This window comes from Shewanella sp. 5S214, from assembly GCF_041439795.1.
Lineage (GTDB): Bacteria > Pseudomonadota > Gammaproteobacteria > Enterobacterales > Shewanellaceae > Shewanella > Shewanella vesiculosa.
This window is the reverse complement of sequence record NZ_JBGOOV010000039.1, coordinates 1-23,342: the sequence shown is the minus strand read 5'-3', so window position 1 is coordinate 23,342 and position 23,342 is coordinate 1. Positions and strand designations below refer to the sequence as shown.

The following is a 23,342-nucleotide window of genomic DNA, read 5'->3' as shown; positions in this document are numbered from 1 at the left end:
GACAACATTTTCATTTCTTTTAGGTTCAGAGACTCATTCGGACTTTTAAATCGATTTTCGTAGATTTTTTTTGGTATTTTATTAATATTGCTTCAAAAATATTCTTCAATACTGGGAATTGCCAATTGTGTAGACTGTGATTGTCATGGTTGCCCCATTTCTAACTGGTGTTAAGCTATACATAACAAATAAAGATAAGGACTTAACCTAATGAATGCGTTAAACAAAAAACTATTAGTTCTCGGTATGTTAACAAGCATGATGATTGGTTGTGCTTCTACCGACCCCTACACGGCTCAGAGCAATGATGATTTTGTTTATGACTCTAATATGAGTTTTGCTATGAATGTTGTTGATGGCAGTTTAGGATTTCATAATGGTTTACGCGATACCGATGCGCCTAAAAATAGCGACACGACTCCCGGCGCGTTAGACTATGCGGCTGACGGCATTATTGGTGCTGCATTTGGCGGTGGCCTCGGTGGTGGATTGCTCAGTATGCTTGGCACTAACAAAGCCAATGAACCTCTCCATACTTATTATGGCATTGTCTACTATCCCATTGATAAAAAGGGAAATATTCAAAATGTGTTTGATAACATTGAAAACGAGTTAATCGAAACTGCACAATCAACACGTAAACTATCTTTTGTTGCTAAGTCCGTGGATCAGAGTGGAAATATTGGCTTAACATTTAAAGGTGAAGATTGTAAAACTGCAAAAATACTTATGGGATTGAAAGTAAAAGAAACTTGTGATTTTATTCATTATACGCCACCAAAGCTTTTAAAGTACGCAACCATCACACCATCTGGTGAGAAAGGACTTTTTGCCGTCATAGGATATGAAACATTTTTTACGGCTACATGGTTGTCTCTTGATTTGGATGAAAAATATTATGTTTTTTCTCCCGTTATTCGGAACCGTACTCAGTTTCCCTTTGTCTCTAACAGCCAACACATATATCTGTTTTTAAAAGGTAAAGGAATTAGCAGCATTAGTATTGATAAACTAACTGAAATTGATCCATGGGTAAGTAAGCATTATGGAGCGGTTCAATAAATTTCGTTGCGCCCCCCCATCTTTGGAGTTTGACCTAATTTCCATTTAGTTCACAAATCAATGGCCTTGGATAGACAGAGCAATCTATCTGTTCAGGGTCAAACGTATTTTTTAACTGATTGGTTGTGTCGCTTACATCATCAGTAAACTGCTCGCCCGCCCTTTCTTCGGCATTCTTCCGTTCCATTTCGGTACAATCTGGATCGTCACTATTCTCACAGGTGGTATTACCAAACATTCGGCCGGTGCCGGTTAATCTCTCGATATCATAGCCAGAGGTCGATAAAATATCCGCTTCATACATGGTCGATAGCCACTCAGACAAGTCCAATTGATCAAAGTCGATTTGGCCAAATTCGGGTATGGTAAATCCGGGGCAAGTAGACATATCTTTGCCTAATTGCTTCGACCCTTGGTCTGCAATAATGCGGGATAACATAGAGGAATAACAACACCAATCTTGGCGACGCAAATAACACACTCCTAGCACTTTTTTTGCACAATAGGCATCACCAACGGCAAAACATTGCTTTTGAGCTAATTTAACCCCCATATCTTGCTCATTTTCATCACATTGGGTCAGCAGGTTAGCTAATAATTTAACCATGTTGTAAATAGTGTAAAGCATACCTACAAAGCTGAGGATACTCAGCACTTGCGAGGCGCCTTCGGTCAATACGGTATCCCCTGCCTCTGCCGCCCCAGCTTCTACCATTTTGTCAGTTGCTTCTTGAAACATCATCTTAGCGAGCTGATCAGGTAATAAATCATTCAAAAATGTAAATACCTGTTGTTCCATTTCATGCATAAGTCCATCTATTACGCCTTTCTTGGCCGCTTCAGAAGCGCCAATTTGCAACGAGTCTGCTACGCCTTGCATCACTTCAGGATCACCCATTACCGAACTGGTAAAGTCAACAACCGCTGTTGCACCAGAATTCCACCCATCCACCAACATTGAAGTAAAATCGGTATAGAGCCCACCAATTTGATTTGTTACCCCACCAGATAATGAAGACGATACATTTTTAAACGTCTCGCTTTGCATCATCTTGTACCCCATTGCCGCCATTTCTAAGTAATTGATGCCTGCAGGTGCTTCACAACAATTGTTGCCCATGCCTGATAATTCCCATGAGCAATATTCTCGCTCTCCGGGAAATATTTCACACGTATCAGGGTCTTCTGATGCACAGGTAGCATCATCATCAACATTTTGTGCAATTGAGGCCATTAATACGGCTTTTTCAAAATCATCACTGGTTTCTTCTTCGCCATAAGCACAATCATTCCCCATACACGGGAGCATTCCAGCACACACGTTTGTCGTAGTGGTTTTGGTCACTTCAAATGGCTTTGATACATCACAGCGATAATTATCTGTATACATATAACAAATATCATTTACTTCGTCATACCATCCTTCACCGCAGCTATCAGCTGTTTTTTCACAACGACCGTTAGTCTCATATTGAGCACATGAGCCCTCAATATTTTTAAATTCTTCGTAGCTATAACATTGTTCTTCGAACTTTTCAGTTTTGGAATTCAGCACTTGAACGCAATAATCATTACCCTTAAGTGGGTCACAACTGTAATTTTTTGCGTTGATTTTCCACGAGGCGACATGATATTGATTTTCGCCATCTTTATCGCCACCGTATAATGCAGCTGGGTTTGGGTCGTTTGGATATAATTGTTTAAGATTTTCAATTACCCACTGAGGATAATCACTCACACCTTGATCAACGATTTCCCACTCATCAAATGTACAGAAGTTATTTTTCTCATAACCCGAGTCATAACAATTATCTCCTTCGCATGGATATGGGCCAGGTTTCCATCCAACACTTGATGCACAACCTGCAGGGAACTCTGTATAAACCTCCTTATAATCTGAAGTTTGAATTTCAAAAGAGAAATCTCCGGTCAAATCATATTCATCTTTACCCTCTGTTCTTGTATCTCTAACGTTAAAGATACCCACTAGCCCGTTGGCACAACTTGGGGCTTGAATAATTTCTGTCTCAATAGAGTCGTCTCGCTTTTGTCCTAATGGGGATTGAGCCCAATTAGATGCTTCAATGAATCTAACGTGAGAGGATGTTGCACCACAAAAAAATGAATAATCGACTTGTCCAATTTCTGCCGCATATTCTACTGTCCCTGATGACATTTCAGGGTCTGATGGTGAGATTGGTTGAGATGTGCCGTCAGCAAAATTAACTGACACGCTTAAATTGTTACCCCATGAGTATGCAAATTGCGCCCTAAACCCCACTTTAACTAAGTCAGATTGTTTCTCTAACACTCGCGTTACTTCGCAAAAGTTTTTATTTTGATGATTAGGTCTTTGGCATACTTTTGGTTCCCACACTGGAATTTGTCTTTGCTCTGTTTCAGTTGTCGTTTCATCTACACATGATTGTGACCAAATACCTTCCCCATTTTTAGCATCACTAATGGCGTTATTCGTTTCGTTAAAATAATAAGCATTACTTTGAATTTTCGGCGCGGGATTATCAACATTACTCTTTATAATGGCTCTGTAAGCTTCAGAACTCACCGTTTTGCCATCTGATGTTTTGTCATATTGGACTTTTAAGTCATCGATATACGCATCTTCATCCCCGTAATTACTTGGTGCATTAAATGATTCATCTGAGCGTTGTTGCTGATTGGTGAACGCCTCACTGCTTTTGATGCCGGTTATTTTATTTCCCCATTGAGATTCTGGTACGTCATTGACCACCAGATTGCCATTTTCATCGCGGGTCAATGTCACGCTTGATTTTTCATAATACTCAACATCAATATTGCCGTTGCTCATGGTTGGTGCTGTAGGTGTATCGCCTGCAAGCCCCTCGCCCATGTATTTCTCAAATTCTTGATGAAAATCTATGACGTCGTATTGTGATGTATCAACGGTTGTGCCAGCCCCCGCAGGGCGACTCAAGATTTCAACTTCAATATCCTGAGTCGATAATGGCCCTTTATCTTTATTCTCAATAATCTTCTGATAGATATCAGTACCATCAACGTTTTTCGGCGTGTCTAGTTGAAACTTTGCATCTAACTTGTCTTTCAGATCATCCAAGGCATATACATCGAACGACACAACCTGAGCGGATATCGTAAAGAAAAACGCCCAATGCAACCCTCCACCCAGCATACAAATAGATGAGAAATACACACACACGAGTTTAAATAAACGTTGAGTAATCATTGATTGCTAATCCCCACTTCCTAATGTCAGGCAACATTCTTTGAATTGCCAAAGCATGTAAACCGCATCCTCAAATCCAGGCCTCATTCTCCCACCGACGGGTAAACACCATAAATTTGTGGACTGGCCCATTGGGTGACAACAACTGCCCGTATCGGTTTGCGCATCAGCTTCGGCTCTCGGGTAAACCATACTGAATTTATACTGTGATCTTGGGGTAAATGGAGCCACATGAGCCTCACAGACATTGGCATCCCCCATCGTTTTTTTGGATAACCCTTTACGATGAAGTGAACTAATCATACGTTGAGCAATTAAACTGGTTTGCGCGACATTATCAGTTTGACCTTTAATGTTGCCCGTGAATGGATATAAATGACCATCACACCCAGCACACCCAAACGTCGATTCTGGTGCCGAATCTGCAGAAATTAACGCGCAATCACTCGCACACCATGGTTGTGCCAATGGCGTAGCAAACAAAATTGCTTCTGGTGACAATAATAAGGCGAGTAAATCGTTATTCCAGGTTGGGTCAACTTCGGATAGATACATTAAATCTAAATCAATATAGCCATCTTGGTGACAATCAATATATAAAATTTCCAACATTTCCATTAGTGGAAATGCAAAATAATGGCTATGCCAAAACCCAGAGCCTTTTTTTGCTTTTACCGTTCCCATCCCGACAAAATCATCTTGCAGTGTTATCCCCCCTAAAGTGGGAGTGCACCATGGCAACTTTACAGTTTCAATCAGTCTCATCGGCGCAAAGTACGACAATTTGGTTCCGGCATAGGGCACGCCGATATTGTCGTTACACATACAAAATGGATTGTTATCGCTTGCCCCATCGGGCTTTTTCCCTACCCCCATTAACGAAAAACCCTCTGTAAAACAACTCCAACAGATTTGGTCTATTATCTTGGTCCAAATTTCGGCATCTTTACATATGTTGTCAGTGGTAGCCGCATTTGAAGTGGCACTAAACATTACAGTCATAATAGTTAAGATGGTAATGAAGAATTTTTTCATTGTTAAATTCCTCTCAACATCGATGCGACATAGAAAGACAACCAATTAATAAAATCTATAAAACTGTTTAATACTTGCATTGCAACGTCGGGGTACTCTAAGCTCAAATAAATGCCAGCAACGACACCTAACCCTAATGTAATTAGTTTCATATTATTTTCTCACGTTAAATTCGCTGACTTTGATGTAGTTCTTCTCCATGCAGACAACCGATGGCACAGATTTAAGTGCAAACTTGATGATCAACTCTTTTTCAAGGAGAAAAATATCCCGCTTATACCGCTTTCTGAGGTCAGAGAGTTGGTCCCACCCTTTTACTTCGTCAAGTCGAGTGACAATAATTTGGTCCCGATAATCAAACGAATTAAGATGCTTATCTAACCAAGCTAGCTGTAAGCTATCTGATGGATCTACGATATAAAGACCTAGATATGCGCCTGGCATTTGAGCTAATGGATTAAACTTTGTTCCCGCTTTAGCAAGCACGACGCCTGCGCGATTGACGACATCACGTTGAATGGTCACGGTAGGATCGATGTAATAAGTGTGATTTTCAGCCGCCAAGCTTAAATTAAATGTAGGGCGTTTCTTCCAATAATTTTTAGTAGCTGCTTGCTTCTTTGCTTCCCAATCCAGCTCGCTCATTCGTTGTTTTATTTGTTCAATTAACGATATTTCTTTGACTGGAAACGTTGCCCCATACGCCCCAAAATCTGTACTTGTTGTTACAGTGGCCACTTTCTCATTGAAAAAAGGCATTTGAGTCATACCCATCATTTTTATTTGTTTCTTACTATTGTCATAAACCAACGCTGGTACTCGGTGTATTTGGTACATCTTGAACCATGAAGGACCAAATTTTACGGTAGGTTTTAACACCATGTCTTGTGTCATTGCTTGCAGTCGAGCCATGGTATCTAAGATATTTTTATCGTTTTCAAACATACCGTTAATGTATACCGTGGTTTTTGATTTTGCGGCATTCTTAAAAGCATCTATTAACGAGGCTCGGGGCATGGATAAACTGACGAACATAAAGGTCACTGATGTCGGCTTAGCAAGTGGAGTTGTTACGGTTAACGAATCATCTGTGATGTCTTTGATCTGAGCTTGGGCATTCGTTAGAAATTGCTCCACGTCTTTCGAAGATGATTGGTTTTCACCAGACAGATTCAAGCCATCTAACCATCCTTTATCTTCAGCCATTTTTAATGCTTTCTCAGTAGTAATAGGTTTTTCAACTATCTGGTTCGCATTGGCCATACCACTTACGAGAACTAATACTAGCCACAAGAATTTTCTATAACATTGCATATGCATCTCCAATCATGTCGCTTCTTTGTATCGTTCCCCAAAATCGCGAATCATATGACAACGGGGTTTCACCAATTAAAAAATATTGATCATCTGCTAAATAAAACTCTTTGGTCACTTCGGCTTCGGTTGCATCAATTTTCATTAGAAGTAGATTCATATTGTTTTTATAGGCCTTGCCGTTTACTAAAACGGCATCAATATTGACGACAATATGGTCACCGGGCATTCCCACCAATTTTTTAATCCAGCGTGTACCTTTTGCAAAGTAGGGCGTATTTCTTGGCAACTTAAATGCAACTAAGCGTTCTCGCTGAATATTTACCGCTTGCTTATCAACTAGGAAATAACTCGCATATAAACAAGAGTAATCTTGACTTGGAACAGCCAATGTAAATTTTGATGCTATAAGCAATATGGCAGCAGCAATAAGAGAGAAACTAATCAGAGCATGTCTCAACTTTTTATTCCTTCATGAATAATCTTGAATAACAATATTTTAAAACATAAAAATTTCTAACCATGTCAACTCAGGTGCCGTTTGGGACACTGAAATAAAAAAACCGCCAAATATTTAAGAAATATTGACGGTTTTTGGTTTTTTTACTTTTATCTAAAAACTGGCGTTTCCGATTCCTTTTGCTCCCGCATCATCTACGGCTTCAATTACGATCGTGGCTGATGGGAAATCATTTTCACTAAATCGAACTTGTGCACCATATGGACTGAAAATAGTGCCATTAACAACCCAGCGATAATAACTAATAGTACCGTCACTATCTTTGCAGTTTGCATCAACAATATGAGTACCGTATTGCTCTCTTACTACAGGTTCACATACAGGCGCTTGGTTTTGTTTAACATCAAATGACATTACATGTTTGCCTTGTTGACCAAAATTCGATGTTACGTTTAATTCAACGTCATAATGGCCCGGTTCAAGGTCATCAAAAACACCAATAGCACGACTTGAAGGCTCTCCAGTATCACCATTAATTGTCCATACAAATTCTTTCATGAAGTCATATGGGTGACTTGTTTTAACACTTGGGTACAGTGATATGGTTAATGGCGATCTCATATATCTGTTTGAGAAAACTTCAGTCACTTTGAATTCCAATGGTTCAGGTTCTATTGCATCGACAAAACCATCTATATAAGTAAAGTTTCCTCGGTTATCTGAAAAAGCCAATGTGATTTTATGTACTCCGGCCTTTAACACTCTGAAGTTCATAGATTTACCAAACCCAGACGTTTTTTCAATTGCTTCTTGATCAAACATCCAATCATAAGAGAACTTCACTCCTGGAGCATTGATATAAGGAATGTTTAAGACTGCGAACCCTGTTGATGGTACGAACTTAACGTTATTGTTTATTGACAGACTTAACTGATCATCTGTTGGGAACGAATAACTAAATGAATTCATTACTACATTTGATTCGCCTAATGTGACGTCTTTATATCCCTCTAGCCACGCTCTAGCTTTCAGATTCAGTCTATTCGAATTATCTAAATCTTCTTCTTTCACTAAATACTTGATAGTTGATTCATTCGAAATAGTACTTCCATCTGGCATTATCCATTCAGAAAGTACTGGCACCCCTGTTGCTGCAAATTGGTTAGCGACTTGCAAACTCAGTTCGATCTCAGTACCCACTTCAACAAGATTGGGCTTCACAACATTGACAATCAAGGCTTTTGGTTTAGTGACCGAAATATACTTGGTCGCCTCACTCCATTGACCCGCTTTAATATCGACTGACGTGTTCGCATATTTCATACGACCTTTAATTTTCAGGGCGCTTTCTCCCACGACCATATCGTATGTCAATCCACCAGCTTCCCATGTTTCACCGTTATCAAGGGACCATTCCACAATGGCATCCGATGGTGGTGTTTCACCATTATCGAGCGCTGATAATAGGACATCTTGTCCTGATATAGCTTGACTAGCACCATCTATCTTAAGCGTAGGAACATCGTAACTAATCAATGTGACTTCGTCTGAATGGGTTTGAACCAACGTTTCTTTATTAGTCACTAACGCTCGGATTTTAATTGTTTCAGGACTTGTTGATTTAATAGATATATATTGCTTGTTATCAAAGCTTGGCTCAGCCAGCCAGTTTCCTGATGAATCTTGCTTTTGCCATTCAATATCACCCAACACCCTGAAATCATCATATGAATCCGTATCAAAACGAATATCAAAGTTAGCCGGCACTCTTGATTGAACCAACCGCGATACAACTTTGCCATCTACAGCCGTACCTTTTACCACAGTAATGCTTCTAGGTATTGATACTCTCTCAATAGCTATATCTGGATATGGCGATTGGGCTTTAGCTATGGCATAAATAGCGAGATTACGCTCAAATATAATATTGGCGTCTAGCGTTATTAAGCCTTTCCCTGTGGAGTCTATTGAAGTTGATTCGGTTATAGGTTCGAATGTATTCCCTTTTTTAAACGCAAGATATACATCCCAACCGGTTCCCATTGTTGTTTGATCGTACTCAAACAACCCCGTCATATTATTACGTAGACCTAATGAGATCGTCGCATTTATCGTGTCTATTGACGTATATTGGGGACTATCTAAGTCCATTAAGACCTGCATGTATGGGTGAGGCGTAACAATTAAGTCAAACTTTTGTTCAGCAGTTAATTCAGGAGCCAACCGATAATTTGCCTTTAATGTGTACTGTGTCTTATCCCACAACACCGCATCACCCAACCGTTCCGCATAAGCAGAAAATGTTTGAGTTTCACCAAACGGTAGTTGGTTGTGTTTATAAAGCTTCTCATCTCCAAATTCATTACTTAAACGAACATCAACATGAGCTCGGCTAGATTGACCTCTGTATCGACCTAACAAAGTGTCATTGATTGAAACGCTATAAACTCCCTCGCTTAATTTCAGTTTGTCGTCTAATGCTATTTCCAATGGCAATGGCTCAATCGCTTCAAAAGTTACGGTTTCGCTACCCACCTTAGCCGCCCGGCCTGACTTATTCACAATATAGGCATTATATGTGACAGTGTTCATTCCTAACTCTGTGACGGCTCCAGATAATTTAGACTGATATGTGGCGACAGAGGGCGTTAACCCGGCAGGTAAAGTTGACCACTCAATATAACAAGCATAATTATTGTCATTTGATGCTAATGCGGCAGCAGCTTTCGTTCCATACAAATCACATCTGATCCCGCGAGTACGATTAACAGTAAGCGCGACATCTTCCACTTTTTGAATGACAGTCACTGGTTTATGGTTTATGCCAAAGGTCATTTGTAAATAATTAAAGGGTAAAGATAGCGAGGCAACATGCCCCTCTTTATCTTCTGCCTCTACTTCCAGAACATATGATGAGTTAGCTTCAAGATCAAAGCCCTCACCAGTAAGTTTTTTGAAATAGGTATCATTGTTTGTTGTTATTACTTCTCGACCATCGATTTTAATGCTCGTTATTTTCGACTCACCCACTACACCATTGTGAGCAACGATCGTTAAATCATCTAACATATTGACAGTTTGAGCACTTGAAAGTTGCTCGATAGATCGTCCTTTATGCATCACCTTTATTTGCGGTATCGGTCTGGCCACAACAACGTTATTGTAGGTTTCTATCGTTTCATTGTTGTAAGTGTCTTTCGCAATAACTTGAACATTGTACTCACCGGGAGTCAAAGACGTCATTTCAAATGGATAAGCACTCGCAAAACTCTCACTGATAACCGAGATATTAGTGATTTTTTTTGAATCAGCAGTGCTATTGGGAATATCAAACGTAATTTCGTTACCATCAACCATAATGGTACTGACACTTTGAGTGCCCTCTTTAGCCGTAAAAACTAATTCTACGCGTGAAGGTTTCCACCAAGTATCGGTATTCACTAATTCAGATCGGAAGTTACTGACTCCAACGGCACCCTGCCCACCCGCAATCGCTACAGTAAAGCCTAAATCCGAATTAACGACAGGATCATTGGCTAATATTGGATTAAAACTAGTAAACGCGATATTCGGTCCCCGAAAGTCATGATGAATAACCCAATCTTCAGTGATTAAATTGGCTTCATCCCAACCACCAATTTTACTGTTCGCTATAATTTTATAGTTACTGTCAAATTGAAGATGAGCTAAGTCTTTCGTAAATGCCACGCTGCTATAAATTGTACAAGACGACGCGCCAACTGATACATAACATGTTCCGATATCATCAATGGTCACCTTTTGAATGTATGTTCTTGGTTTGACCAGTACGGTTGTATAACTTAATTGACTATCTTCACTGTAGTTGTACATTTCAAAGCCACTAGAGACTTGACTCATTAACCTAGTCGTTACATCTTCGATAGCAGGTTTAGGCGGCTCATTGACTGTTAAATCAATTTTTCCTTTTGATATTTCAAATTCTGTTATTGCATTGCCATTAAAACCAAACAATGAATACTCTAATGATTGAGTACCAGATTGTTGGAATATCCCTGAAACTTTATCGTTTATACCAGTAACCCCTTCAGGCAATGCAGTCCATTTAACAAAACAAGGAATATCTCCTTTTTTTATCTCGCCTTTAGCTAGTTCCTCTGACGTCACCAATCGACATCCCGTAATATCATCGACAGCTATTTCTGAAATTTCACTAACAATGGCATCAAATTTCTTAGTACCCAATGTTATTGCGGATATCTCAGTGTTAATGCCACCGTCATAAGACACTGAGTCTACGCCAAGCACATAGCCTGTTGGCTTAGTATCGATGTATTTGCATTCTGACCCTTGTAATGTGTATGGAGCCTTACACGTTAATGTCGTTGATATCTCTTCTGTTAATACGCACACGCCATTTTGAGCCATCATACCCAATGGACAAAAATCATAAACAACATCAACTGTTTTATGATACTCACATTGTCCATTTTGAGCATAATACCCAACCGGGCAACTCACTAATATGGCCTTTTTTTCAATGCCTTCACATTGATATGTTGTTGGATTCAGCGTCATTCCTGAATCACAAGAACATGAAGAATCGACAAATGAAGTTGAGCAAATAGGCGCAAAATAAACATCTTTCACACACTCGCCCCCTTTTAACGTAAAGGATTCAGAACAACTATTTATGAGTGGTGTAGTATCTGAGTATTCACAAGATTTACCGTCTGGTGATGCCACAAACCCAATTGGGCAAGAGCCCGCCAAATTTGCATCAGTTTCTTTTTTACATTGAGTTTCAGAAATTTTTCCAAATGAATTATCGTCACAAATCCATTCTTCCTGTTCTGTTAATAGTAACGAACAACTCGAACCGGAAAGAGAATACGAGGAGTCGGTACAATTATAAATATATGTATCTGTTAATACCTTTTTACACGTTTCATCATTTGAATATGCTGTGTAGGTAGGATCTGAACATGATAATGAATTTAAAGCGGTTTGATACCACGAACACGAACCATCATTGCTGTTCGCATAATTTGTGGGACAATTCCAAGTATTAGCTGTATTTTGCAGTTGCGTACAGCTACCATCATTATGATTCACATAATCTATTGGGCAGGTATAGGAAAATGCCAACGCATCTGTTGAATGGCACGTTGAACCTGATAACGTCCAACCGCTATCGCAAGACCACGAATTACTAGTGTTAATTAATTTACTGCAAGTTGAGCCTGATAAGCTATAACCACTAGGACAGCTATAATTAAAGGCTTGCGCTTGTAACAAGTTACACGCTGAACCACTTAGGGTATACCCTCCTGGACAGCTCCATGTATTGTTTGTGTTTTGAAGTTGACTACACGTAGAGCCACTTAAGGTATAGCCACTTGGACAGTTATAACTAAAGGCTTGTACTTGCAACAAACTACACGTTGAGCCTGACAAGCTATAACCACTTGGACAGCTATAACTAAAGGCTTGTGCTTGTAATAAACTACACGTTGAGCCACTTAGACTATAACTACTTGGACAGCTATAACTAAAGGCTTGCATTTGAAATAAACTACACGTTGAGCCTGATAAACTATAACCACTTGGGCAGCTTAATGTATTACTGGCTGTTTGGAGCCGACTACACGTTGAGCCACTTAGACTATAACCACTTGGACAGCTATAACTAAAGGCCTGTATTTGCAATAAACTACAAGTAGAACCACTTAGACTATAACCACTTGGGCAGCTTAATGTATTACTGCCTGTTTGGAGCCAGCTACACGTTGAGTCTGACAAGCTATAACCACTAGGGCAGCTATAACTAAAGGCTTGTGCTTGTAATAAACTACAAGTTGAGCCTGATAAACTATAACCACTTGGGCAACTATAACTGCTGACTGGAGAACTTGTTTGCCCAGTACAATTTGCGCCAGATATTGTATATCCACTTGGGCAAGCGAGTGAAGGTGATGCATATTGGGTAACACGGCAAGTAACTTTAGGCCGGGTCGGACCATCTGCAAGTTTGGTATTTGTTACCGCGCCCACAGGACAAGTTTGTGATGAAGATGCTGTAACCCAAGTGTCACCACAGTACCATAAATATAAATCAGAATCCCAATCTGGGGCCGCCCCCGAAGGACAGCTTAAATATGGTGTTGTGGTTACGACTTTATTACATGAGTTTAGCGCGGAAACATAACTATACCCACTTGGGCATTGGCTTGTCGCTGCAACATTCACCGTCGCACTACACGTATTAGTTGCCGAGTTATAAGTGCCACTTGAACACACAGGCGTTGCCGGTAACGTCGTGGTTTTCTCACAGCGATTGTTGGCAGACGAATAGGTATAACCACTCGCACACACCTTACTAGCTGTTTGGGTTAACGTTTTTTCACAACGAGCATTGGCTGATGAATACGTGTAGCCACTAGAGCAGACAGGCGTTGCAGATAACGTCGTGGTTTTCTCACAGCGGTTATTGATTGAAGAATAGGTATAACCACTAGAACAAACCTTACTAGCAGTTTGGATTAACGTTTTTTCACAACGAGCATTGGCTGATGAATACGTGTAGCCACTAGAACAGACAGGCGTTGCAGATAACGTCGTGGTTTTCTCACAGCGATTATTGGCAGACGAATAGGTATAACCACTCGCACACACCTTGCTTGCCGTTTGAGTTAGGATTTTCTCACAGCGATTATTGGTTGAAGAGTAGGTATAACCGCTCGTACATACCTTACTTGCAGTTTGAGATAGGGTTTTCTCACAGCGATTATTGGTTGAAGAGTAGATATAACCACTCGTACAAACTTTGCTTGCCGCTTGGATAACCGTTTTCTCGCAACGAGAATTAGCTGAAGAATACGAGTAGCCACTTGAACACACTGGCGTCGCCGATAACGTCGTGGTTTTCTCACAGCGATTGTTGGCAGACGAATAGGTATAACCACTTGCACACACCTTGCTTGCCGTTTGGATTAACGTTTGTTCACAACGTGAATTAGCTGCTGAATAAGTATAACCAGAAGTACAAACTGGATCAGCAGTGGTTGTTAGTGCTTTTTCACATCGATTATTTGCTACTGAGTAGGTAAAACCTGAGGTACACGTTTTAGTTGCAGTCTGCGCAACGGTTTTTTCACACCGCTTATTCGTTGTTGAGTAAGAATAGCCAGTAGTACAAATGGGGGTAGCATCTGTTGATAACGTTCTTTCACATATTTTTAATGTTGAATTATACGAAAACCCTAAAAAGCAATCGTAATTTACTGATTGAGTGATTGTTTTTCTACAATCATTCGTCGCTACCTCATATGTGTAGCTTGGGTCTGAACATATCTTATCTGCTATGGCGACTAATGTTTTTTCACAACGTTCATTGGTTTCAGAATAAGCAAAACCTGCATAACATTTGGCAACCGTAGCTTCGTATTCAGTTTTAGTACAAGTACCATCACCGTTAGTGTCAAATCCCACCGGACAGGTCGTTTTTGGAATTTCTGTTTGCTTTATACACTTTGAGACATCTCCAGAGTAAGTCCAATTATCACCTGGGCAGGTATACAACAGACTTGTAGTGTTCACTTTTTGGCAAGAGTTAGTCGCGGAATTAAGTGAATATGAATCAGGGCATATCTCAGCAGTAATGTTGGGAATATCTAAAGAATAATGACTAATGCCAGCAATATTTGATGTTTCAGGATAAAACGGAATCTTTAACACACCGCCCGTTGCAGTTAAATCTTGGACAATGGTCATTGATTGCCCAGGCTTTAGCGATTTTCCGAGAATGATTAGGCTAGTTACCGCATCACTCGCCAGTGAGACCTTCACTTTTGTTAATCCTTGCGCGACCTTTCCGCTTGCATCTGTGATAACAGGCGTCTCAAGTACAGTGACAGGTTTATCTTTTCGATCTAGAACCAATTTGTCTAGTGCTAACGCTTTTATTTCAGGTAATAACGTATTCGTATTGCTAGATGCATAACTCATAGGGATAACCCCAAGCATTACTATCAATCCAAAACATTTCACTAATCCGTTCATTCTCATTCTCCGAGCCAGAATATTCCACAGATTATTCTACTGACTAAATTTTTAAGTCTGAGCTGGTTCAGGTCCAGTTTGGGACTCGCTAATTAGTTTTTTCGAAAATAGTTGAGTTGCGGGTTTGAAAAACGGGGTAAAAATGTAGTAAAGGCAAAAAGGAGTCAATATGTATAATTCAAATAGCATCTACTCAACAGAACATTTTGAACAGCGTTCATCTGGCAATTTACAAAGCCCACCTTATTCAGCAAGGACTCATAATCAACCTCAAGAACCTACTTATACCGATTTTAATAAACCACAATATAGCGGGGCATTTAATACGTTCTTTAGTCTGAAATGTCATGGCAAGAAAGCCGCTATCGAGTTAAAACCATCGTTAACGCGCTCTTCTGAATGGGAAACGGTTATGATAGAAGCGGCAATTTCAGTCGGCCCAAGGCAATATAACTGGGCAGAAAAAATCTCCATTCAAATTACTAAAACTGAATTACCTCACGTCATATCGACATTTTTAGGTATTAAACAGGCTTTTGAGGGGAAATCTCACGGCGTCAATGCGAACAAAGGCTTCTCGTTAGCTTGGCAATCAAGAAGCGATAATTCTCCAATGATTTTGTTTGTCTGTGTTACGGAGGGAGGCAAGCCTGCTATGGCTGTTCCTGTGGCAGGTTTTGATGCAATGATGTTGGGGCATATGGCGTGCGTGCAGTACATCAGAAATTTTCCAGGATTGACTACTGATGCCTGTATTAAGAGTTTGGAGATTATGGCGAGACACAATATTTAACGACTAATAACCTCTTGCTCAGTAGCTGAAAGTTTTTGATCATGTGTACGAAACAAGCGTTGGGGCATAAGTGAGTCAGCGAAGATGTCGCTGACCCAAAAATGGACAAAAATGATTTAGTGCTTAGACTCTAGAGCCTGCAAATCACATTATAATTAGTAATGACTATCTTAAGAAAGCGGGCTTATGCTCACTAAGAGATGGATGGATCGCAGTTCACTCTCGAAACAAAGAAGCTAACCAGAAAGTTTAGTTAGGTCATTCATTGAAGAGAGTAAATGAACCGCCCTGTGCGTAGCCGCATGCAGGGTGGTGTGGGGGCTGGAGGTTAAATACCTCGGGCTACCCGATTAGTGTTTTTAATCACAGAGTTCCAAGCCTGTTTTTAAAATGTCACCAATATTTATTCGTGGTGTGCCTCCCATTTCTTTCTGGATATCTTCAAGTGATTTTCCCTCTGATATCGCAGCCTCTTTTTGATAAGCCAAAAACTCAACATCATACTTCCAAATAGGCTCAAGAGGCTGATAACCCAGACTTGATGCCACACCATTTAATGCATATTCAGTATTATTCGCAACGAAAATAACTGAGTTATTTTTAAGACAGGCAACAACACCGCTTTCAACAGTAAATGGCCATTTTTCGCCATAGCTAGCAGAATCAATAGCAGTGCCACTTACGGCAAAACAGGAAATACTCATTAGAGTTAAAGTAGAGAGCAATTTTTTCATATTATTTTTCACATTAATGGAACACACATTTGAACAATAACGACACTTAAGCAGACTAAAATATGTATCGAAGCATAACCCACTGTTTTATAATATTTAATTGCATTGTTAGTTTACGTTAATACTTACTGTCGAAGTCATTACAATCTGGGCATGTATAAGAATACGTATCAACCCAACTACTCATTTCACCGTTTGGCCAAGATGAGCCACAAATTTCACAATCAACTTCGATATCTTCTGATTCTTCATTCCCACACATCGTACACTTAAAACCTGTTGAAGAGTCTTCATTAGGAATCATCAAATCACTAACATTACATTCTGGACAGTCATAAGTAGCCCAATGCACATCATACTGATGCTTAGGCCTCACACCTCTGAAAGCTGCATTATGCGCATCTCTCACTTTTACTTTTGCTTCTTCTAATTCGTGTTCATATTCATCCGCTAATGTTTGAAAAATACCTAACTGCTCTTTACTGATTACATCCTGTAAACCAACAACACTAAAAATATCAGTAAATTCATCGAATCCACGAGTTAGCCGCCCCAAAGCCAACCTTACCTCTTTGGTGTCCATTTCAAATTTATGGTGTTCAATATCATTCCTTAAGTCTTTTAACGATCTAATTTCGGAAGCAAATTCAGAATCGAAATAATCTTTATCAGACTCAACGTATTCAAGAGCCATATCGAGAGTAATTGTATGAGGGTTTTGGTTGCCTTTAATAGGGGATTCAAAGTCAAACTCTTCGTTTTCTAAAACTTCAAAGGCTTCGATTAAAGTTATGCCATCATCTTTAGCTCTTTTGGCCACGACTCTAAACACTTTGGAATATATTAAATTTTCTTCTACTGTCGAAATGTAGTGTTTTAAAATCAACTCCATGAAATGGCAAAAATGCAACAGTGCAAACTTATGAGATCGTTTGCATCCATTTTGACCTTGTTCATATTTAGCTAATGCTTCATCCAAACTGTCGATTGCATTACCGATAATGTCTAATTCATATTTGTGCACGGCCTCTCCTTAGTAAACTAACGCCTTAGTATTTGTGCGTTGTGCTGTTTGCAAGGCACAAATCGTGTATTGGACTTGGCCGCTGCCACATCCAAGTTAATTGGTTAACAGATAACTTATTAATCACTGTTTAAACTCTAATAAGTGATGTTCAGGAACTAAATAAAGGTTTCCCTTTGCTCTAGTACACGCCACATAAAGTTTGTTTTTCGTCTGTGATGGTAACTCGTGTAGCTTACCTTGGTTTAAATAAGTCAGGGTCTTTTGATTCAAAACCACACAAACATGCCCATAGTGATCTTCACCTTTTGTTGCTCCCCAATTTTCCGTTAGTCCCTTGTATTTATAGCTTGCTTGATAAAAAAGCTTTACTGTTTCAGGACAAGTAAAAAGCTCATTAGCACGTTCTTTGCATTTGATAAACTCTACATTCGTTGCATCTTTTCGGTGTGAAAGAATATTTACCCCAATGTTATCAGTGACAAATTCACACGTGTTTGCACTACAGCGGTAACTACGAGAAAGGGTAGCAGTATCAATCGTGAAACCAGATTTGATAAACTTTTGCTTATATTTTTCATAGCAGTCATGCAAAGTTTTATTAGTTGTACCATCTCTACTGGTATCGAATGTGTGCTGGTAGTAATCCCCAACCAAGAGTTGGTTCACTCTCGCGCTTGCCAGTTGAAGAAGTAGATTGAAATCATGTCCGGCAAAATCTTGAACTTCATCAATGCAAATACTATCAAAGTACTTTTCCACCCTTGATATCAGTTCATCAATGACTCCAAACTGTTCCAACAATTTAGCAATACGGTTATGGTACAACCTTTTATTTTTATCGACATAGAAACGTTCATCATTTCTCTTTAGACGGAGCGTAAATTGAGGAGGTATGTCCCAGTTTATGCCCTTGATTTTTACATCATGACCCAAAATTGGCTTGAAACAGAATGAATATATAAAAGTGAAATAGGTATACACTTTGATACCGCTCGGGATGTATCCAAACTTGCCTGATATGCGCTTCTTTAGGCTTTTAAAATTGTTTTCAGTATAAGTTATGATAAGGGTACGCGACCCCTCATTTAAACCATCAATGATATGGCTGGTCTTACCTGAACCAGCTACAGCGAAAATTACTCGTTTATCCATGCGAACGCTCTGGCAATGTAATCAGGTGTAAGTAATTCTTCGGCTTTCTTATCAAGCAGTTCAAAAGCCACGTCAGCTTTATGACTTAACATGTACTCAGGGAGTGTCATTTTTTCTTCTTTTTTCGGTTTCTTTCTTAACTTTTTACTAAATAGCTCTTCGCAAAGTTTGGGATTTGAAGCCAGTATACATATTTCGAAAGTCCAATTAGTATCATCGTCATCACAAAATACCTGCATATTATCGGCTGTGTAATCAATGAAACTATCAACACAGTTTACTTCCTTATCACCATCATTGTCTCTGATGACCGCAACTCTCATACCTAATAATTTTGCAATATCAAGATAACGCTTAAAGCTTGTTCCACCGACCGAAATGATGTGTACATCATCACGTTCTGGTGTGGATTGTGTGACGTTTATGTAAAGCTGCTCAATAAGCATGTATTCAGCATCACCTTCCACCAGAATGACCTTGGGTGACATTACAAACTCCAGAACGTTATTGTCTGGGGCTTTCATAAAGAACTTGGCGGTGTCATTAGGCAGGTCTTTTAACAACAGTGGGTCTGTCGATTTGCTATTCAGGAAAACTGTTTTTCGAAGATCTAACCTAGTACTGATCAAACTGCTATGAGTAGCAATGAAGATTTGCTTTGCTTCAGATTCAGAAATTCGATCTACCAATTTTTTCATATTGGTATGACTGAGGTGATTTTCAGGTTCCTCTAAAAGGAGAACATCTAGATCTTGGTCTGGATTGCTTCGCTGTAGTGCAAATTCAGTTTTGATAAAACACTGACGCCCTTTACCTTTATTTTCAAGTGGAACATCATCTTCAGTAATTGTTAAATCAGTCTCAAGATTAGATTTTGTGCCCGATTTAACCGAAAATTGATAGTTATCCAGAGTGTCATTAATCGGTTTTAAGCTGTTTTCTTTAAAGTTTGCCTTTTGCTGGCGATAATCGTTCTGCAATCCAATCCTTTGTGGTTGATCTACATGAGATTCATAAACAGTCTTAATATACTCTCTAGTCGCATATTCGTTATTTATCTGGGAACTATCGAGTGTCAAGTGTTTCAAAAACTTACGATAGCCAGTGTACGCCTCGTCAGCAAAGGTAGAAAACCTTATTGAGTAATATTCAAAAGGAAAATTGGCCTCGGCTTGAGCTAACACCTGAGCTACTTCATGGCTCAGCTCTTCGTTAGGTTCGCAGATCAATCTAAGTCCATCACCTGGAACTCCATCCAGGTTGTTTTTACCATTTAGAGAAGGGTTGCCTTGCTCATTTAAGTACAGTTCGATAATAAGAACTGGTAGATTTTCAAACTTCTTTCCACTAGCTAAAAAATCCTGTATCACGCTAGTATTAAAAAAACTTTCTAGTCCAATTGTCTCAACTTTACTTTTACTGCCACTTAACACTAATTCAATAGCCGTTAGAATAGTGCTTTTGCCAGCTTCATTATCGCCTATCAGTAAGTTTAGTTCCGGATCAAAGCTGACATTAAATTCACGATATTTTTTGAAGTTTCGTAATTGTATTTTAGTTATCGTTTTCATACTGTTCATTCTTAGGAAGTGCGGTTGAATACTTAGACAGCGAAAAGCTGGTTACCTTCTAACCAGAATGCCATCTTCCTATTATTTATTCAATATATAATCAGCCACTTAGTGATATACATCGAGAATAAAATTGCTAAATGCGATCTGATTTTAGCGTTCTTTTACCGTAAGCCTTTTCGGATAAGTTTTAGTAAGGCAATATCGTATTCACTACATGTTAGTGAGCTTTTACTCTAAGTGGTAAAGGGGCAATAACGATTTAGAGCGGTCACTCTAAGCCTTACCTGGACAGAAACGTGCTAGATTATTTGCACTAATTCGGATGAGAAAAATATAGGGCTAACGTCCTCAATGCGAATTAAACAGTCCTTTGTGCAATATCATAGAATAAAAAATTCAACATGGCTAAATTCAACGTCATAAGGGCAGTAGCTACCACATTCGAGACATTAACCATTTATATGAAATAGTACATTATGATTAGCTTTTTGATCGATAAGCCAGCTTTAAACAGAGAGTAATAATTCGATAAAATGAAAAACAAGCCAATTAGGAACACAAATAATTAAATTTCTATCCCTTACAAATAAATTTCATTACTGTTTTTAAATCTATGTTTTAGTATAAAAATGGTTATTATAAAGGTGAATAAACAACTTAAACCATTACAAAGGGTATACATATGTTCATTAAACCAGGACCGAAAAGAGAAAATGATGATGGAACGCCGGATAAAAGACAACGTACTAACACACCAAATAAACATAAGCCGTTAAAACCACATGATCACAAACCAGGTGATTAACTTAGACCTAAATTTTTTAAAGTTATTATTGTAGTGGCTAACTAAAACTGGCCACTACATTAGAGATGTTCTAACTTATTCTGGACATCAACGAGCTAGGTTCTTTGTTCTAGTTTACAAATTTGGATTAAAATAAGAAATCCAAAAAAACCAAAATATTATGTGTTTTCATTCTCTATTTCCAAAGGGATTTTAAATCAATATCATCACTATCAGGCCTACTACCATCAGACATTTCTTTGAATTGAACAACCATTGGAATATCAAATGATGTCCCCGTAATTATCGCACACCCCTTTGAAAGGTTAGGAATCATTTGTCGAGACAACTCATCAAGTGAACTAATTGTGTTTTCCAGCAATTTGAGGTCACGATCATTAACTAAGCGATGAATAAAGAAGTTATGTAACTGAGACATAATAGTAGGTGAGATATCTGCTGGTCTCTGACTTGATAAAGTTAAAAAGAAACCAAACTTACGACCTTCTTTGATTATTTCCTCAAACAGCTCCAGGCGATAGTCCTTCCAGCTCTCACTCTCACGATTAGATTGGGTTGATAGTATGTTATGAGCTTCATCAATTATCATGTGAAATGTTTGCTCTGGTGGACTCTGGTTCATAACCTTCTGTTTGTGCGCGCCATAATAAAACTTAGCAAGTAAAAGTGGCAAGACCTTCTTAATTTCTTGACTAGTTTTTCGAAGTGATATTACCGATAACAACTTTGTTACCGGTTGTTCTTCAGCGACTTCAAACACACGATCTAGTGCTATCAATGACGCCTCCACTCTCTTAAGTAGAGGTTGAATATGATCAAACTGAACATAACCGCTAACAAGATCAGAAAGAAGTTGAGTGTTGATTCTCAACTTTAGCTCAGTGAATGGCGATAACTGTCGAATTTTTATACTATCTACTTTTGGTTTGCAATGAATTATATAAGCTCCGTCATTCTCACCACCACTTAGATAATTTGGCGGTATAAAATTCGGGAAATACAGTTTTCCATCTTTACCATGCCAAGCCATTTTTTGTATTGTTGCCTCTAGGCTTTTGGAATCAGTAAGCTTCGATATTTCGACTATGAGTTCAACAAACTCTTTCTTTGGTGCGGTACTTGTAAGAGCTCTTAAAATAGTTGACTTGACATAATTCTCTAAGCTATTTGGAAAGTCTTTGAATTTATTTCGTCCCGTAACAACCCGCTTTAAAAATGGCTTTTGAGTGTTTTCTGTAGCCTTAAATAAGATACCAAATAACTCTTCATCCCAAAAAACATCGTTACTTAACGGAAATTTATCACCATCATTATTACGAGTATCTAGCTGGTATACCTTTTTGTAATCGCCTTTTGATATTAGCTGATTATTTGTATATTCGCCATTAAAGTCGATAATGACGAAGTGGCTTTTGTCTCCAAATTTTTCTAGCTTATTTTTAAATAAAGTAGTGTATAAGTTCGTCAAAGTATTAGACTTACCGCTACCTGTATTGCCAAATACTCCGATATGAGTGTTAAATAATTTTACCCAAGGAAGAGAAACAGGTATTTCTTCTGTAAGTGTTTCACCAACAATGAAGTTATCATCAGCCTTTCCAAAGATGGACTTAACCTGTGTGTCACTCATTAAATAAGCTATATCCCGGATCATTGGCAAATGTTTGATACCTTCATGGAATTCATCAAATAGGAAATATCCAATGGGTACTAATTCAACTTTGCGGATATAGCAGCCATTCTCTTCGTCTTTCAAACGTTCATCTAGGTATTCGCCTTGAACCCTAGCTACGATATCTTTGAAGCCTCGACGAATAAGAATAAACTCTTGGATCGAAACACCATTAAATTTTTCACCATTGTAGAAAAGTGTCTCTTTGTTAGATTCTTCGTATAGTTTAACGATGATATTCGTACCTTTTACGGAGATTACTTCTCCGATTTCGATACTCATAGGTCACCGCCAATTTTCTCAGACACCAGAACTGCACTTTCATCTTCGCTTTCTTTTTGGGAAGGTTTGAGAACAGTAAAGTATTCATCATTTAATCGCTTGAAGTCTAACTGTAACCATCCCTTATATCGATCATATTTTAAGAGAGTTTTCCTTATTTAACCGC

Annotated in this window: 13 protein-coding genes; 2 read left to right on the top strand and 11 right to left on the bottom strand. The window is 38.9% G+C overall.

Going from position 1 to position 23,342, the window contains the following annotated elements:
- Positions 1-210 precede the first annotated feature (210 nt).
- The gene (locus tag ACED29_RS19445; protein WP_347690959.1) at positions 211-1,062 is read left to right on the top strand and encodes a hypothetical protein; all 852 of its coding nucleotides are present in this window, start codon (positions 211-213) and stop codon (positions 1,060-1,062) included.
- Between the two features lie 34 nt (positions 1,063-1,096).
- On the opposite strand, the gene traN is transcribed toward ACED29_RS19445, so the two are convergent.
- The 6 genes from traN to ACED29_RS19415 form a co-directional block, all read right to left on the bottom strand.
- Positions 1,097-4,288, bottom strand: a complete 3,192-nt coding sequence (traN, locus tag ACED29_RS19440; RefSeq protein WP_371698465.1) for a conjugal transfer protein TraN — start codon at positions 4,286-4,288, stop codon at positions 1,097-1,099.
- Positions 4,289-4,294: 6 nt separating this feature from the next.
- Positions 4,295-5,323: a TraU family protein gene (locus ACED29_RS19435; protein ID WP_182742162.1), complete on the bottom strand. Its 1,029-nt coding sequence runs from the start codon at positions 5,321-5,323 to the stop codon at positions 4,295-4,297.
- Positions 5,324-5,325: 2 nt separating this feature from the next.
- Complete coding sequence (locus ACED29_RS19430) at positions 5,326-5,475, bottom strand: hypothetical protein (protein WP_182742161.1); 150 nt, start codon at positions 5,473-5,475, stop codon at positions 5,326-5,328.
- 1 nt (position 5,476) lies between these two features.
- Positions 5,477-6,637 carry a TrbC family F-type conjugative pilus assembly protein gene (locus ACED29_RS19425; RefSeq protein ID WP_371698464.1) on the bottom strand — a complete coding sequence of 387 codons (1,161 nt, stop codon included), beginning with the start codon at positions 6,635-6,637 and terminating at the stop codon, positions 5,477-5,479.
- Positions 6,624-7,097, bottom strand: coding sequence for a signal peptidase I (lepB, locus tag ACED29_RS19420; protein WP_182742159.1), 474 nt, complete (start codon positions 7,095-7,097; stop codon positions 6,624-6,626). Before lepB ends, ACED29_RS19425 begins: the two co-directional genes overlap by 14 nt.
- A 153-nt stretch (positions 7,098-7,250) precedes the next feature.
- Complete coding sequence (locus tag ACED29_RS19415; RefSeq protein WP_371698462.1) at positions 7,251-15,083, bottom strand: Ig-like domain-containing protein; 7,833 nt, start codon at positions 15,081-15,083, stop codon at positions 7,251-7,253.
- Positions 15,084-15,306: 223 nt separating this feature from the next.
- Between ACED29_RS19415 and ACED29_RS19410 the strand changes: the two genes are divergently transcribed.
- Complete coding sequence (locus tag ACED29_RS19410; RefSeq protein WP_371698461.1) at positions 15,307-15,930, top strand: hypothetical protein; 624 nt, start codon at positions 15,307-15,309, stop codon at positions 15,928-15,930.
- Positions 15,931-16,289: 359 nt separating this feature from the next.
- Here the strand turns inward: ACED29_RS19410 and ACED29_RS19405 are convergent, their stop codons facing one another.
- The 5 genes from ACED29_RS19405 to ACED29_RS19385 all read right to left on the bottom strand — a co-directional run bounded on the left by ACED29_RS19405 (position 16,290) and on the right by ACED29_RS19385 (position 23,176).
- On the bottom strand, positions 16,290-16,664 hold the full coding sequence (locus ACED29_RS19405; RefSeq protein WP_371698460.1) for a DUF2511 domain-containing protein: 375 nt from the start codon (positions 16,662-16,664) through the stop codon (positions 16,290-16,292).
- Positions 16,665-16,782: 118 nt separating this feature from the next.
- Positions 16,783-17,688 carry a hypothetical protein gene (locus tag ACED29_RS19400; RefSeq protein ID WP_371698459.1) on the bottom strand — a complete coding sequence of 302 codons (906 nt, stop codon included), beginning with the start codon at positions 17,686-17,688 and terminating at the stop codon, positions 16,783-16,785.
- A 123-nt stretch (positions 17,689-17,811) separates the two neighbouring features.
- On the bottom strand, positions 17,812-18,843 hold the full coding sequence (locus ACED29_RS19395; protein ID WP_371698458.1) for a DNA helicase UvrD: 1,032 nt from the start codon (positions 18,841-18,843) through the stop codon (positions 17,812-17,814).
- Positions 18,828-20,414, bottom strand: coding sequence for an ATP-dependent endonuclease (locus ACED29_RS19390; protein ID WP_371698456.1), 1,587 nt, complete (start codon positions 20,412-20,414; stop codon positions 18,828-18,830). The genes ACED29_RS19395 and ACED29_RS19390 overlap by 16 nt, the downstream gene beginning before the upstream one ends.
- Positions 20,415-21,397: 983 nt before the next feature.
- Positions 21,398-23,176: an ATP-binding protein gene (locus ACED29_RS19385; protein WP_371698455.1), complete on the bottom strand. Its 1,779-nt coding sequence runs from the start codon at positions 23,174-23,176 to the stop codon at positions 21,398-21,400.
- Positions 23,177-23,342: the final 166 nt, after the last annotated feature.

What these genes read in the sequence shown, in the direction of transcription:
- ACED29_RS19430 (WP_182742161.1), bottom strand. Translation starts at nt 5,475, where the DNA reads ATGAAACTAATTACATTAGGGTTAGGTGTCGTTGCTGGCATTTATTTG.
- ACED29_RS19415 (WP_371698462.1), bottom strand. Translation starts at nt 15,083, where the DNA reads ATGAGTTATGCATCTAGCAATACGAATACGTTATTACCTGAAATAAAA.
- ACED29_RS19385 (WP_371698455.1), bottom strand. Translation starts at nt 23,176, where the DNA reads ATGAGTATCGAAATCGGAGAAGTAATCTCCGTAAAAGGTACGAATATC.
- ACED29_RS19395 (WP_371698458.1), bottom strand. Translation starts at nt 18,843, where the DNA reads ATGGATAAACGAGTAATTTTCGCTGTAGCTGGTTCAGGTAAGACCAGC.
- ACED29_RS19445 (WP_347690959.1), top strand. Translation starts at nt 211, where the DNA reads ATGAATGCGTTAAACAAAAAACTATTAGTTCTCGGTATGTTAACAAGC.
- ACED29_RS19435 (WP_182742162.1), bottom strand. Translation starts at nt 5,323, where the DNA reads ATGAAAAAATTCTTCATTACCATCTTAACTATTATGACTGTAATGTTT.
- ACED29_RS19410 (WP_371698461.1), top strand. Translation starts at nt 15,307, where the DNA reads ATGTATAATTCAAATAGCATCTACTCAACAGAACATTTTGAACAGCGT.
- ACED29_RS19390 (WP_371698456.1), bottom strand. Translation starts at nt 20,414, where the DNA reads ATGAAAACGATAACTAAAATACAATTACGAAACTTCAAAAAATATCGT.
- ACED29_RS19425 (WP_371698464.1), bottom strand. Translation starts at nt 6,637, where the DNA reads ATGCAATGTTATAGAAAATTCTTGTGGCTAGTATTAGTTCTCGTAAGT.
- ACED29_RS19405 (WP_371698460.1), bottom strand. Translation starts at nt 16,664, where the DNA reads ATGAAAAAATTGCTCTCTACTTTAACTCTAATGAGTATTTCCTGTTTT.
- traN (WP_371698465.1), bottom strand. Translation starts at nt 4,288, where the DNA reads ATGATTACTCAACGTTTATTTAAACTCGTGTGTGTGTATTTCTCATCT.